Below are 15,562 nucleotides of genomic sequence, written 5' to 3'. Positions count from 1 at the left end.
GCGACTGCTCTTTAAAGATAAAGGCATCGCTTAACCCATACAGCCTTAAAACAATGTGCAGAAGGATAAAAAAATGAAAATTCTTATGGTTCTGACTTCTCATGATCAACTCGGAAACACAGGCAAAAAAACGGGCTTCTGGCTTGAAGAACTGGCTGCACCTTATTACGCCTTTAAAGATGCAGGCGCAGAAATTACCTTAGCCTCGCCGCTGGGGGGAATCCGCCTCTGGATCCTAAAAGCAACGAGCCGATGTTTCAGACTGAACTGACCCATCGGTTTGAAGCAGACGCAGCGGCCATGGCGCAGCTTGCATCAACCGTTCGCCTGGACAGCGTCTCTCAGGATGATTTCGATACCGTATTTTATCCTGGTGGTCATGGCCCGCTGTGGGATCTGGCGGAAGACAAACACTCAGTCTCGCTGATTGAATCTTTTATCAATGCGGGCAAGCCTGTTGCGCTGGTCTGTCATGCGCCAGGCGTGCTGCGTCACGTTAAGGCAGCCAACGGGCAGCCGCTGGTGCAGGGCAAAAAAGTCACTGGTTTTACAAACTCTGAGGAGGAAGCCGTTCAGTTAACCCAGGTTGTGCCCTTCCTGGTCGAAGATGAGCTGAAAAAACTGGGTGGCCTGTTCTCGCGTGGTGATGACTGGGCATCGTATGTTGTCAGTGATGGTTTGTTGATCACCGGACAGAATCCGACGTCTTCAGCTGCGACCGCCGCACGGTTAATTGAACAGTTTGCGAAATAGCGAAAAAACGGCAGGCTCCTCACCTGCCGTTGCCTGTACAGGCCGATACATCGTCATCACACAATCCTGTTACGCCTGCGCCAGCTTTACCGTCTTTTCTTCAACCCGGTTATCTCCTGCCCGGATACGAATGCTCAACAAAGTCCCGCCTTCAGTGCGTCGGCAGAGATCGTTCGGTGAAACGCCGGCATAAGCCTGGCCAAAACACGCCAGACAGCATCACCCCCTGTTGAGTGTTCTCAGTTTTTCGCCCTGACTCCCGCAATGTCTGGTCAAATCCGTTAGGGCGCATCTGAGCGGGCGTTATTAAGCGGCGTTACGGCGCGTCCAATCAAAGGAAATAACTATCAAATCTGTTGATTAATTCAGGTATGACTTATCAGGGGAGTTCTGTAACGTAGCGGTGAAGCTAAAAACGGAGCATCATAATGAGCACACCTACTGATACACACAATGCTTTATCTGCGGGAAAATGCCCTTTTCATCAAGGCAATCAAAATGAAAGTGCCGGCGGTGGTACTAACAATCGTGACTGGTGGCCTAATCAGTTACGCGTCGATCTGCTGAACCAGCATTCTAATCGTTCTAATCCGTTGGGAGAGGCGTTCGACTATCCCAGAGAATTCAGCAAATTAGATTATTATGCCCTTAAAGGCGACCTTAAAGCGTTGTTAACTGACTCTCAGCCATGGTGGCCTGCGGACTGGGGCAGCTACATCGGTCTGTTCATTCGTATGGCATGGCACAGTGCTGGTACTTACCGCTCTGCCGATGGTCGTGGCGGTGCCGGACGTGGTCAGCAGCGTTTTGCGCCATTAAACTCCTGGCCGGATAACGTCAGCCTTGATAAAGCCCGTCGTCTGCTGTGGCCGGTTAAACAAAAGTACGGCCAGAAAATTTCCTGGGCCGATCTTTTTATTCTGGCTGGTAATGTGGCACTGGAAAACTCTGGCTTCCGTACATTTGGCTTCGGTGCCGGACGCGAAGATGTCTGGGAACCGGATCAGGATGTGAACTGGGGTGATGAGAAAACCTGGCTGGAACATCGCCATCCGGAGTCTCTGGCGAAAGCGCCATTAGGTGCGACCGAGATGGGTCTGATTTATGTCAACCCAGAAGGTCCAAATAACAGTGGCAATCCTGCTTCAGCCGCACCTGCTATTCGTGCCACTTTTGGCAACATGGGAATGAATGACGAAGAGACGGTTGCCCTGATTGCTGGTGGTCATACGCTGGGTAAAACCCATGGCGCTGGCGCAGCCAGCCATGTCGGTGTTGATCCGGAAGCCGCGCCAATTGAAGCTCAGGGCCTGGGCTGGATGAGCAACCACGCCAGCGGCGCAGGGGCTGACGCGATCACGTCAGGGCTGGAAGTTGCCTGGTCGCAGACACCAACACAGTGGAGTAATTACTTCTTTGAAAACCTGTTCAAATATGAATGGGTACAGACGCGCAGCCCGGCGGGTGCGATTCAGTACGAAGCCGCGGACGCACCAGAAATTATTCCTGACCCGTTTGATCCGTCGAAAAAACGCAAGCCGACGATGCTGGTTACCGATTTAACGCTTCGCTTCGATCCGGAGTTTGAGAAAATCTCACGCCGCTTCCTGAACGATCCACAGGCGTTCAATGAGGCCTTTGCCCGTGCCTGGTTCAAACTGACTCACAGGGATATGGGACCAAAAGCGCGTTACATTGGTCCGGAAGTGCCAAAAGAAGATTTGATTTGGCAGGATCCGCTGCCACTGCCTTCTTATGCCCCATCGGCTGAAGATATTGAGCGCCTGAAGAGAGAGATCGCCAACAGTGGCCTGTCTGTCAGCGAACTGGTTTCAGTTGCCTGGGCTTCAGCGTCCACCTTCCGTGGTGGCGATAAGCGTGGTGGTGCTAACGGTGCCCGCCTCGCGCTGGCGCCGCAAAGAGAATGGGACGTTAACGCAACCGCTGCCCGTGTACTTCCGGTACTGGAAGCTATCCAGCAGGCATCCGGCAAAGCTTCTCTGGCTGACGTTATCGTATTAGCAGGGGTTGTCGGCGTTGAGCTGGCAGCTAAAGCGGCTGAAGTAGAAGTCACGGTTCCCTTCACGCCAGGCCGCGTTGATGCACGTCAGGATCAGACAGACGTTGCACAATTTGAACTGCTTAAACCGGCTGCCGATGGCTTCCGTAACTATCGCGGCGTACGTAACGGCACGTCAACTGAAGCACTGTTGATTGATAAAGCACAGCAGCTGACATTAACCGCGCCGGAACTGACGGTACTGGTAGGGGGTCTGCGTGCCATTGGCACTAACTTCGATGAAAGTCAGCACGGTGTATTCAGCGATCGCGTAGGTGTGCTCAGCAATGATTTCTTTGTCAATCTGCTGGATATGCGTAATGAGTGGAAAGCTACCGATGCCACTGCCGAGTTGTTTGAAGGTCGTGATCGTCTGAGCGGCGCTGTGAAGTTTACCGCGACCCGTGCAGATTTGGTGTTTGGCTCAAATGCGATTCTGCGTTCAGTGGCTGAAGTGTATGCCAGTGGCGATGCCAAAGAAAAATTCGTCAACGATTTCGTCGCTGCCTGGACGAAAGTCATGAATCTGGATCGTTTCGACCTGCTTTAAGTTTTATCTGCGGGGAAGGGTTATGCCCTTCCCTTTTTTTAGCGTTTAAATATGTCTGATGACAGATATATATACTCAGACAGAGAACGGGTTTATGTTGCTTAAAGAGATGAACAACAGTCAGCCATCAGCTTATTCGGCTAAGCAGGAATGGGAAAATGACAGAGCACCACGGGTTATCTGTACGAACAGCAAGGAGCACGCCAGAATCGTTAATCTTTACCGGATGGGGCTTTCCCTGCAAGCCATTGCTGCAATAACCGGTATGACAGAAAGAGAACTTAAACGCTTTAAAGCTTATAAATAAATCTTTGCTGCTTCGCTTTTCTGCAGGCGCAGATTTTCATTCGTTCATCCTGCACGATAGTGTTGATCCCCTTAATTTATCTTTTTTTCTGTCTGCGCCAGGAAGATAAACTTGTTTGCTAAAGGCGAATGAGAAAACCCCCATTGTTACAGATGCATTTGCTTAAATAGAATGACCCGCACAATTATCTCTTCCTGAACGAGTCATTAAGCATGCACAACAGACTTACCGGGCTTGATCTTCTTCGCTCAATTATCATGATCTTCGGCCCTGTCTTTCATGCATCTATGCTCTACAACGGGGCGTGGGGGTTTGATTACCAACTTTATAAAAACCCGTGGATAGTCGATGCATTAAATCTGACGCACCCCTTCCGAATGGAACTGTTTTTTATGATATCCGGTTTCTTTTCATCGCTGTTAATTGCCAGGAAGGGCAGTGAGCACTTTATAGAGAGTCGTATAAAAAGGGTGTTGAAACCGACTTTTTGGGCTGTCATTATTACGTTGCCGATCATTGCATCGGAGATGTATTTCCTTTTCGGTGACCGACGATTGGGTGATTATCTCAGCTATAAGCACCTCTGGTTTCTTATTGTTCTTTCTCAAATCAGTCTTTTGCTTATGTCAGCGCCAGATAAAATAAACACACTGGCGCGTAATCTGGCAGACACGCTCAATAAAATGCGCTGGGTGTCTGTGTTCACCCTGTTTTTAACTGTGATATATGCGTCTGTTGCCTTAAGCAAAGCGGTTAGCATGTTTTTGCCCCGCGCCTTTTTAAACATCACGCAACTGGCAGCAACTCTCCAGTATCTGCCCTTTTTTATGGCAGGAATGATTCTGTTCTTTGTGAAGAAAAACATAGCGGCAAAAAGCGCCCTTTTTTTAGTGCTGCTTTATTTTATTTGGTTTTTGGCCAACGTTCATTTCGACGGAAAACACAAGCTGACGTTTAAGGTTGCGGAAGTTGTGGCCGTGCTTTCAGTCTGTATGGCGCTGTTTTTTATTTTTAAAAATTTAAAAATCAAACAGAGCACGGCAATAACCGCTTTATCAAAACTGGCGCTACCTTTTTATCTGACGCACTTGCCAATTTTGATCTTCCTTGGGTGGCTAGGGAGTGAATATGAGATCTCACGAAATCCGCTGTTATTTCTGAGTTATGTTGTCACGCTTAATGTTGTTTTGAGCTTTATCGCCTCAGTCTCTATCAGGAAAAGCCCGGTGATCTCCAGGTTTTTGGGATTGGCGTAGACAGAACAAAAAAGAGTAGCAAGGGCGACCGTCACTGAGGTCGCCTTTTTTCGCAACGGCTTCAGATACGCCGTTTTATTTCCAGCAGTCATCCTCCTGCTCTCCAGCGGAGCTATCGCTTTTCTCTCTGTGTTTCGGCATCGGCGGCTCTGTTTTATGAACGGCTATATCACCGCATAAACGGTCAGGCTGCACTCAGCGGCTTTTTCCGGCACATCAAACATACCTTTCTGCCGCCTGTTACGCTCAGGATGCACACTCACGGCTCGGGTAAATGATTATCCCGGCCCTATCTGCGAAGGCAGCAAGGGTACGAACGGTTTTCTGTCTGGTTACCTCAGGAGGGTTACAGATTATGCTGTTACCGATCAGCGCGGTTTTGCATAGCAAAAATTACATATGAGTGCAGAAATAAAATCACTGTTCAGAAAGATGACGAACAATAGCCGTGTGATGAACATTGTGTTCATGCCGGGAATTTCAGTCTGAAATATTTCTAATTAATCTATTGAAAACAATAACTTAAACATGAAATGATGCCGGGTATAACATCATTATTTCAGAGTATTGAACACAGCATTACAGCATATGATGAAGAAATAATTCCCCACGCCTGGCTTTATCCCAGGGCAAACGTTTTTTCCCAACAGGTAACAAGAAGAGGGCGTTACTATCAAAAACGGATAAAGCTGTTAACGCAGCAGTGGTGAGCTCGGCATTGACACACATTTTTGTCTCCATGGAAAAGCTGGCTATCCTGTTGCGTTTTCCATAACAACTGATACCCGGGATAATAGAAAAATTGCGTAAGCGGGTCAGGATATAAAAATATTCAATACCTCTCTGTTACCTGCAACGGCTTCTCTTTGTGTTATAAAAACCAAAAGAAATACAAAATACTGAGACGTTTACCTACTCATAAAAAGGACAAAAAATGATTAAGCTGAGCGGCTGGTTGATATGCAAAAACGTAAATGAATCTGAGGTTGTTCAACGCTTTCTTCCGGAGCATATGCGTTTAACAAAACAGGAAGCAGGGTGTCTCTCATTCAGTGTGACAGAAACAGCGGATCCTTTGCTCTGGAAAGTAGAAGAACTGTTTACAGACAAACAAACATTCGAAGCGCATCAGTTAAGAACAAAAGCCTCCATATGGGGAGAGAAAACCCTTTCGATCCGTAGAGAGTATGATATTTCGGAAGTTAAGTAAGCTTGCTCTGTTCACAAAGTAACGTAGCCAAAAGACAACGTGGGTGCGGGTTGCGCAGGGTAAAATATAGCCCTGCTTATTGATAAAAAACACTGTTCCGGTGGGAATTTCAGCCTGAAATTTTTACTTTTTATCCTTAAATTACAAATACATAAATGTAAATTGCGTGGGGTAGAGCTCATCAGAATTTTGTTTGTACAACTTCACACTATACGGTTTTGCACAGAATGTAATCCGTGAGCAGAAACCCAGGGTTTTTGTCCGCGCGGGGCTGTCGCAGGCAACAGTGAAAACGCTGCCTCTTTGGTCCTGCAACCTAACGCAGGCAGTCCGTTTAAAAGCATGACAGAACACTAGCGACAAATTATCGCTATGCAAAAAAATGCTCTGCCTTGGTAATACCAAAATTGCGCAGGTTGGCTGAAACTATTACTGGTGCTGATAAAAGGCCTGGCAGACAGACGTCTCGCTCAGCGGTTACGCTCTGGCTGCATCGTTTTTGTTTCAGTGCTGTTTATTGTCTGAATTAGCACGACTCAAGGTTCTGGAAGTCTTTTCCTGATGAGAGGCCGTTCGCTTTTTCAAGGTCATGTATGATTAAGAAAGATCAGGTGAAGAACTTTAAAATCACACCCTGGAACAACAGATAAAGCGACTCATACTTATCCCCATTATTAACAGGGTAGATCCAGTAGTAAGATCTTAATACGATCCAGTATCGATCCTAAACTGCCAAAACGATCCCCACACCTTCCAAAGCCTTGCCACGTCTGGCCTGAAGCCCAGTCAGGGTTATCGGTCGTATGCAAAAAGTTGTTAGTCGTATGCAAATCGTTTCCGCTTATATGCTTAAGGTTATCAGTCAGATGCGCTTTGATTTCCGCTTATATGCTGGTAAGGTTATCGGTCATATGCCAACGCCATTGGGCCTGTTGATAAGTGGATCTTTTTTATGCCTAAGAAAGTCAAAGACTTAGACAGTATGACTGATGAAGTGAACAAAAAAACCGGCGAAGTTGTCCACTTAAATCCTACGGCCAATGCCACAGTTCAGCCGGTTGCGTTGATGCGTCTTGGCCTGTTTGTTCCCAATACTGATCATGCCAAATCCAAAAGCTCCGTTAACACCGTTAAATCTACGGTTGATGCATCGGAAGATCTTTGTCACCTGGAAGTGGTTAAGAGGGAAGGCTATCAGGATATCTCTATCCGCTCTGAACGGTTAGATATGGCAACAGATTTCAGGGTGTGGCTCGGTATTATTCGTTCTATTTATGACAATGGCAGCTTCGCGGGCAAATTGAAGCTTCCCTTCACCCGATTTCTCCAAAACTGTGGCTTTGACGCAAAGCGTTCTAATAAAGACATGAAGAAACGCATAGATGAGTCTCTGATGCGTCTGCGTGGTGTAACCATACAGTTTCGCAACGAGACCGGTTCACTGACCACAGGGCTCGTTAACAGCGCACATTACAGCCTGGCGAAAAATGAAGTTGAGATCGAAGGTGATCCCCGTCTGTCTGATCTGTATCAAATGGATTATAAGGTTTATCTGCGCCTGAAGGCCATTGATCACTTACCCAGAAAAGAGTCTGCTCAGGCTCTTTATACCTTTATTGAAAGCCTGCCTAAAAACCCTGCGCCCGTCTCAATGAAGCGCCTGCGTGAAAGGCTCAGACTCAAATCTCGTACTGCTTACCAGAATCATATCGTTCGTAAGGCACTGGAAGAGCTTAAAGAAATTAATTATCTGGAGTACAGCGAGTTTAAACGAGGGCGGTCTGTTTATTTCAATATCACCAAGAGAAACCCGAGTTTAGTACCTGATAAATTACTTAAAACAGAGAAAGCCGGTGCAACAGAGCCGCAAATCGTCAGCGAAGAGATGATCTCTAAAATCAGTAAGTTAAAAGACTCAGGCTTTACAGAAGAACAGATCGCGAAGATCCTGCTAAGCCTTGATTCAGAATGATTGTTCTCTTGTTTACGCCAGCATACGACGGCTAACCTTTATAAATTAACCTGTTTTTTCAAAGAGTTAAAAAGCAGGTTAATGCATTAGACTTACCCTTTCAGCCTTAAACCGCACTTTTTCGCTCGCCTTTCAGCTGCATTAGCATACGGGCGATAACCGTATTGCCCACCTGTCAGCATACGACTGATAACCTTTTAAAGTATGCAAACGTTTTATACATCCGCTCAGCATATGAGTGATAACGTTCTGCCAGGTGACGGCGTGGTGTCATTATTTTTTGTCGGTTTATCTCTTTGAAATAAAAGGTATTTATCAGAAGGACTGCAGGGGTTAATGAAACTACGTGTGCTGTTAATTTATCAAACATCTTCCCCTGTAGCATATGACTGGAAACTTTTTAGCATATGACTGGAAACCTTTTGGTTCAGAAGTTGACGATTTGGCTTCGTTCATATTTCATCAGGAATGCAGGCTTCCTAAACGAAAACGATTGAATCTGTTGCCACTCACATGAACTCACTCTGTTTTTTCGTTTTATTTCCCTGATTTAAATGGATATTTACTCTGATGGCATACAACCGGTAACCTTTCCCACGACTGAAAACTTTTTCAAGCGGTTTAACGGAATTTTCACTTAGTATTCATAATGATAATCGGGTGGCGCAATAAGCGGTTTTTTCTGCCTGGCATACAACTGATAACCTTACCTGCACTCAGATTACGCCTGTTTAAAATAAACCTTCCCTGATCTCTGCGTAGTGATAAGCATACAACCGATAACTTTCAGCATACGACTGCAAACCTGAGCTGTTTTTATGCGCAAACTCTCACCGGCGCTAAAGATTGTGGCTTCTCAGAGACATGAATAAAGCTGATTTTAAATGAATAACACCTCATTCGTATGCACTGAGCAGGCGTTTTTCCCTGTTGTCAGTTTTGCAGGATGACATACGACTGGAAACCTTTGAGATATAACTGGCAACCAGCGTTTGTATAAGCCGCAGTTTTTGTTCGCAAAGTGGACAGTTAAATCAGCATCCGCATATTTTCATGCCTTATTTAGCATATGACCGGAAACCTTCAACGGCTTGTCTCCGTCGGAGGAACAGAGCTGGTTATCAAAAACGCTCAGCTGCTAAGACTGCGCCTGTGCTGTTGTTATCACGTCTCCAACGCGCCTGCTGAGTGTCAGCCGTTCTGTGAGATCCCCACAAGGCAAAGGCCAGTTAAAAGCACTGATACGTTGCTGACAAATTCTTTTTGCTGAGTACAATTTTTTCCTGAAAAACGAAAAAAGTTGCACATGACAATTTCGTATGTACACTTGGGAAAAATTCTGTCGGGGAGCAACGGGATGAAGAGTAACTATGGCGGCGTAGACGAGACGGCTCGCAGGGCAAATGCGATGTTGCGTAGCATGAGCGATGACATCATCGACAAGCGCCATGAATTTGGGCTTGATCGCTATTATCAAACGTTTACGCGCAATTCTGTTGCTAACATGCCGAAGCTGAGCCGCCGTGCTGTAGAGCAGGCGATTGAGGAAATGGAGGCGCAAGGCCATCAGTTTGGCAAAAAAGTCGCAGGCAATACGAAACATTACGCGCTGACAGTGCAGGATGTTGTCGACATCTACGCCCACAGAAAAGTCCCTAAATATCGTGATATCCACGAAAACAAAGGTCCTTTCGTCATCTTCGTCGTTAACCTCAAAGGCGGCGTTTCTAAAACCGTCAGTACGGTCACGCTTGCTCACGGCCTTCGTGTTCATCCCGATTTGCTGCAATACGATTTGCGTAACCTGGTCATTGATCTTGACCCACAGGCATCAAGCACGATGTTTCTGAACCATACCAACAGCATCGGCTCCATTATGGAAACGGCCGCGCAGGCCATGCTGAACGATTTGGATGCACAGCAGCTGCACGAAGATATCATCCAGCCAACCATCATTCCTGGCGTCGATATTATCCCCGCCTCGATTGATGATGGCTTCGTTGCCAGCCAGTGGAACGATCTTGTACGTGAGAATCTGCCGGGCGTTCTGCCTTCAGAAGTGTTACGCCGCAACATTATCGATCGCGTGGGCAAAGATTATGATTTTATCTTTATTGATACCGGCCCACATCTCGATGCGTTCATGCTCAATGCCATTGCGGCCAGCGATCTGCTGCTGACTCCGACGCCACCCGCACAGGTTGATTTTCATTCAACCCTGAAATATCTGACTCGCTTACCCGAAATGCTTGAGCAGCTGGAAGAAGAGGGATCAGCCCTCGCATCAAGGGTAACATCGGGTTCATGTCTAAAATGACCACTAAGCGCGACCATGAAATGACGCATGGTCTCGCCAGAGATGTTTTCACCTCTTATATCCTTGATGCCGCTCTGCCGCGCCTTGACGGTTTTGAACGCTGTGGTGAAACCTTTGATACGATTGTCAGTGCCGATCCTCAGTCCTATCCCGGCAGCGCCGAGGCGCTTAAAAACGCGAAACGGGAAGCTGAGCGTTTCACTCAGGCAGTTTTTAAAAGGATTGAGTTTGTAAGGGGCATGAAATGACCAAAGTAATGAAAAAAATGGGCCGCACTCTGGGGAACTCTAACTTCTCTAAAATGCTGAGTGAAAGTGAAGGCGCCCGCGTCTTTGTGCTCAAATCGGGTAAAGAAGCCCGTTTTGTGCTGACTAAAATTCTCCACGACGATATTGAAGCGCAGACCTACATTGATTCATCGGTAAACGGCCGCGATCAGTCGCTGCTGACGCCAGAGTCAGTTAGCGACATAGCCCGCACAATAAAATTGCAGCAGTTCTTTCCTGCTATTGGCAGGGAAGTGAACGGGCGTATCGAGATTCTGGATGGCTCACGCCGTCGCGCAGCCTGCCTTTATAACGGTACGCCTTTTGAAGTGTTGGTCACGAAAGATAACCTTGAAATCTCAGATGCCCGCCAGTTAGCTGTTGATATACAGACCGCCAAAGAGCACACGCTTCGCGAACTGGGAAAACGTCTTGAGTTGATGTATGCCAATGGCATGAGCCAGTCTGACATTGCGAAAGCTGAAGGGATCTCCTCTGCGAAGGTCACACGTGCATTTCAGGCTGCTTCAGTACCGGATGAAATGATATCGGTCTTTCCGTCAGTCAGTGAACTCGCTATCACGGACTATCAAATACTGCTTGAGATTGCCGAAAAAGCGCAGGCGAAACGCATTGATATTAATGAGATCGTAGCGGGTGTGCGTGAGCGAATGGAAAAAGAGAGCGTCATTGACACTGATGACCCAATGAGCAAAACGAAAATCATCCATTATTTTCGTTGCGAAAGTAACAACCTCAAAACGCCGAAAACGGCCCAAAAAGCCGTGACTGAAAAGCTGTGCGAATTTAATGATAAAAAACAGTTCGCCCGCAAAAAAATCGATGCTGAAAAGAGACGGGTGACGTACGAATTTTCACGCATCTCCTCCGCCTGCCAGGCTGAACTTGATGTGGCTATCAGGGCCGTGCTTGAAAAGATGAAGCGGGAAGAGTCTCAACAGTAACCATGTTTTGAAAAGATGCCGGTACAAGCTGGCATCTTCACATCCTGACGCCTCTCCTCATGGCATGTATCACCCGCTTAAGAGCTGACTCTCCAGGCAGGGCCGGGCGGAAAGCAGCAGTCAACTGTAGCGGATTGCAGGGCAAAAGCCTGTATTCCGTCACCGGGAGAAAACGACACTCCCTTATTGCAGACAGGAAATATATTTTTTACCTGACCGCAGAACACTCTCTTTAGCCTTCGACGTCATGTTTTGACCCGCAAAAGCGCCGTAAAGCTGATTAAAGCTGATGGCAGCCAGTCGGCGCGTGATGTCATTCACCACACTGGCGGGAAGAGGAAGCATATTCGGGTAACTCCACATAAATGAAACCGCATCAGCGCCCGGTGTAACCTGAAGAATATCACCTGCAAGCAGAATGCCCTCACCCTGCTGCCAGTGAAGAACCGCGCCTCCGGCGAAGTGGCCGCCCAGGCGTAACAGTTTGACAGAGGGCATCAGTTCCAGCTCGTCTCCTTCCCAAAGCCGTATAGCCGGGCTGTCCCGCATAACCCATTCACTGTCACTGGCGTGCAGATAAACGGGGGCATCGAACGCTTTTGCCCAGTCCTGCATGGTGGTGTAGTAATGAGGATGGGAAATGGCAATGGCGCTGATCCCGCCAAGAGACGTTATTAGCGTTTTAGTTGCATCATCAAGGTTGGCAATGCAATCCCACAGGATATTTCCCTGTGGGGTTGTTATGAGAAAAGCGCGCTGGTTAATCGCGAAAGCAGGAACCGTTTGAATACTGAACAGGTTTTCTGTGTGCTGCTGCCATTTATTCGTATGACTTTCGCGCAGCGCGTTTAAGGTAATCCATTTCTGACCGCTAACGGGAACGAACTGGCGTTCATCATTACATATTGTGCAGTAAGTAATTTCACTGTCGCGATCGTCGAATGATGTGCCGCATGCAGTACATAATTTAATCATCATCGCATCCTCTGTCTCGTCGCTGAGGTTAATTCTAGAAGCAGAGAACGTAATGAAGTCGCAAAAAGTGGTTTATTACCGCACAGGCGACACGTTGAGACGGCAGAGGAACCCTTACATCAAAGACACCAGACGCGAGTAGAGCTCTGCGAATATATCGCGTTTTGACTGGTATTCTGCATGTCGTCTGGCCTCTGGCGCATGACGCTGCTGAAGCGGTAACTCAGGCAACAGCTCAGCACTATCACGCTGAGGTGACATCGCTATCATAGCCAGTCGCGCAGCGCCGAGTGCCGCCCCTACATCGGCACTGGAACAGTAGTCGAGGGTTTGCCCACTGATGTCTGCCAGCATTTGTCGCCAGTACGCGCTGCGTGCGCGCCGCCACCGGTGAGCATAATGCTTTCGGGGTGACACCACAGGCATGCACCGCATCGATCCCCTGCGCCAGCGCATAACCCACCCCTTCCAGCACCGACTTTGCCAGCTCCGGCCGACCATGTTGATGAGTTAAACCAAAAAACAGCCCTTTGGCTTCAGGATTGTTGTGTGGTGTACGTTCGCCGGAGAGGTAAGGCAAAAACCAAAGGGGGAGAGATCTTCCTGCGCCAGCTGTGCCTCTGCCAGTAAATGCGGCACATCATCACAACCGGTGAGTTTTGCCGCCCAGTCAAGACAAGACGCGGCACTCAGCATCACCGACATTAAATGCCAACGCTGGGGCAGGGCATGACAAAAACTGTGCACCGCCGATGCCGGGTTCGCCATAAAACCGTCTGTTACCAGGAAATAGACGCCGGAGGTGCCCAGCGACAGCATACCCTGACCAACATTGACCATACCCACACCGACAGCGCCTGCGGCATTGTCACCTCCACCCGCGACGATCTCTGCTGCTTCAATGCCCCAGCGTGCAGCAATATCAGCGCGCAGCGGGCCGGTAAGCTGATTACCTTCAAACAGTGTCGGCATCTGCTGACGCGTCAGGCCACAAGCATTCAGCAGGGCGTCATTCCAGTCGCGTCTGGCTACATCAAGCCACATCGTGCCAGCCGCGTCCGACATATCGGTGGCGCAGACATGACTCATTCGCCAGCGCAAATAATCTTTAGGCAGCAATACTTTACTGATTCGAGCAAAAACGTCTGGTTCGTGTTGCTTTACCCACAGCAGCTTTGGTGCAGTAAACCCCGGCATCATCACGTTGCCGGTAATGGTACGGGATGCCGGAACCCCGTTTTCGAGCTGCAGGCATTGTGCTGCGCTGCGGCCATCGTTCCATAAAATGGCCGGGCGCAGGACATTAAACTCGCCATCAAGCAAGGTAGCGCCATGCATCTGTCCACTGAGGCCGATAGCACGCACCTGGCTGAGATCCTGTTCTGCCGCCAGAGCGCGCATCGCTGTATCCGTAGCGAGCCACCAGGATTCGGGGTCCTGCTCATTCCAGAGAGGCCAGGGTCGTGAAACGCTGAGCGGCTGCATCTGACTGGCAACCAGTTTGCCACTCTCGTCCAGCAGCACGGCCTTCACGCCTGACGTGCCTAAATCGATCCCGATATACATAGGTGGCGGCTCCGTTATTTTGCAAACAGGTAAGAATTCACCAGATTTTCCAGCTGTTCCTGACGACCACTCTGCGGCTGGGGATCGAGGTTCTGTTCTGAAGCATACTGAGCCAGAGAGGCGAGAGAATGCTCTCCTTTCAGGATGCGTTGCCCCAGTTCACCGTTCCAGCCGCTGTAACGCCGCGCGACGCGGCAATCCAGCTCACCCTCTTCAATCATTCGCGCAGCCACCTTCAGTGACAGCGCCATCGTATCCATTGCACCAATATGACCGTAGAACAGATCATATTTATCAATGCTCTGCCGACGAATTTTAGCATCAAAGTTCAGACCGCCGGTGGTAAAGCCGCCTGCCTTGAGAATTTCGTACATCACTAACGCATTCTCTTCAACGCTGTTCGGAAACTGATCGGTATCCCAGCCAGTCTGAGGATCGCCTCGGTTGGCATCGACGGAGCCGAAAATTCCCAGCGCGATGGCGCTGGCAATTTCATGATGAAACGAGTGTCCTGCCAGCGTGGCATGGTTAGCCTCAACGTTCACTTTTATCTCTTTTTCAAGGCCAAACTGCTTCAGGAAACCGTAAACCGTGGCAACGTCGTAATCATATTGATGTTTGGTTGGCTCCTGCGGTTTGGGTTCGATTAACAAAGTGCCCTGGAAACCCATTTTATGTTTCTGTTCTACCACCATCTGCATGAAGCGGCCAATTTGCTCGCGCTCCTGACGTAAATCGGTATTCAGCAGCGTTTCATAACCTTCCCGCCCACCCCATAACACATAGTTTTCACCACCGAGACGGTGTGTGGCGTTCATGGCGGTAAAGACCTGCGTGGCCGCCCAGGTAAAAATTTCAGGGTCGGGATTGGTGGCGGCACCACTGGCGTAGCGCGGGTGGGTAAAACAGTTAGCCGTGCCCCATAACAATTTAACACCGCTCTGCGCCTGCTTTTCCGCCAGAACATCGGTCATGGCAGCAAAATTATAGAGATAGCTTTTTAATGAGTCGCCTTCGGGGAAACATCCACATCATGAAAGCAATACCAGGGCACATTCAGCTTATGAAAAAACTCAAAGGCGATATCAGCTTTGCGCTTAGCCTGTTCCAGCGCATCACCCGGCTGCTGCCAGGGGACGTTGAAACGCGCCACTGCCAAACATGTCAGCGCCGTTCCAGCAGAAGGTATGCCAGTAACAGGCCGCAAAGCGCAGATGATCTTCCATGCGTTTACCAAGGATAAGCTCATCGGGATTGTAATAATGAAAAGCCAGCGGGTTGGTGCTTTGCGTTCCTTCATAGCGGACGCGATCAAGCTGATCAAACCAGGATTGCATGTTTATCTCCTTAACCGTTAAGCAGCTGA

General features: G+C 48.5%; 7 protein-coding genes and 4 pseudogenes. 8 read left to right on the top strand and 3 right to left on the bottom strand.

The genetic code is table 11. The annotated features are described in order from the left end of the window. Positions 1-73: 73 nt before the first annotated feature. The 8 genes and pseudogenes from O3W44_RS19960 (at position 74) to O3W44_RS19925 (ending at position 11,655) form a co-directional block, all read left to right on the top strand. Positions 74-753 (top strand): annotated as a pseudogene (locus O3W44_RS19960) (type 1 glutamine amidotransferase domain-containing protein). A gap of 428 nt (positions 754-1,181) precedes the next feature. Beyond that, the gene (gene katG / locus O3W44_RS19955; RefSeq protein ID WP_269294537.1) at positions 1,182-3,362 is read left to right on the top strand and encodes a catalase/peroxidase HPI; all 2,181 of its coding nucleotides are present in this window, start codon (positions 1,182-1,184) and stop codon (positions 3,360-3,362) included. Between the two features lie 94 nt (positions 3,363-3,456). Continuing rightward, positions 3,457-3,669: a hypothetical protein gene (locus O3W44_RS19950; RefSeq protein WP_269294536.1), complete on the top strand. Its 213-nt coding sequence runs from the start codon at positions 3,457-3,459 to the stop codon at positions 3,667-3,669. A 212-nt stretch (positions 3,670-3,881) separates the two neighbouring features. Next, positions 3,882-4,925 carry an acyltransferase family protein gene (locus O3W44_RS19945; RefSeq protein ID WP_269294535.1) on the top strand — a complete coding sequence of 348 codons (1,044 nt, stop codon included), beginning with the start codon at positions 3,882-3,884 and terminating at the stop codon, positions 4,923-4,925. Positions 4,926-5,859: 934 nt separating this feature from the next. Further along, complete coding sequence (locus tag O3W44_RS19940) at positions 5,860-6,135, top strand: putative quinol monooxygenase (RefSeq protein ID WP_269294534.1); 276 nt, start codon at positions 5,860-5,862, stop codon at positions 6,133-6,135. 952 nt (positions 6,136-7,087) lie between these two features. Continuing rightward, on the top strand, positions 7,088-8,107 hold the full coding sequence (locus O3W44_RS19935; protein WP_269294533.1) for a RepB family plasmid replication initiator protein: 1,020 nt from the start codon (positions 7,088-7,090) through the stop codon (positions 8,105-8,107). Between the two features lie 1,357 nt (positions 8,108-9,464). Next, a pseudogene (locus O3W44_RS19930) lies at positions 9,465-10,672 on the top strand (AAA family ATPase). Continuing rightward, positions 10,669-11,655, top strand: a complete 987-nt coding sequence (locus O3W44_RS19925) for a ParB/RepB/Spo0J family partition protein (protein ID WP_269294532.1) — start codon at positions 10,669-10,671, stop codon at positions 11,653-11,655. The pseudogene O3W44_RS19930 and the gene O3W44_RS19925 overlap by 4 nt, the downstream one beginning before the upstream one ends. Before the next feature lie 183 nt (positions 11,656-11,838). Here the strand turns inward: O3W44_RS19925 and O3W44_RS19920 are convergent, their stop codons facing one another. The 3 genes and pseudogenes from O3W44_RS19920 to xylA all read right to left on the bottom strand — a co-directional run bounded on the left by O3W44_RS19920 (position 11,839) and on the right by xylA (position 15,533). Beyond that, positions 11,839-12,630 (bottom strand): MBL fold metallo-hydrolase, encoded by a 792-nt coding sequence (locus O3W44_RS19920; protein ID WP_269294600.1) that lies wholly within the window; start codon positions 12,628-12,630, stop codon positions 11,839-11,841. Positions 12,631-12,744: 114 nt separating this feature from the next. Beyond that, positions 12,745-14,196: pseudogene (gene xylB / locus O3W44_RS19915) on the bottom strand (xylulokinase). 14 nt (positions 14,197-14,210) lie between these two features. Then, positions 14,211-15,533, bottom strand: a pseudogene (gene xylA, locus O3W44_RS19910) (xylose isomerase). Between the last annotated feature and the right edge of the window lie 29 nt (positions 15,534-15,562).

The organism is Pantoea sp. LMR881, from assembly GCF_027157825.1.
Lineage (GTDB): Bacteria > Pseudomonadota > Gammaproteobacteria > Enterobacterales > Enterobacteriaceae > Pantoea > Pantoea haifensis.
Note: the sequence above shows the minus strand (reverse complement) of the source record. Positions and strands in the feature narration are given on the sequence as shown.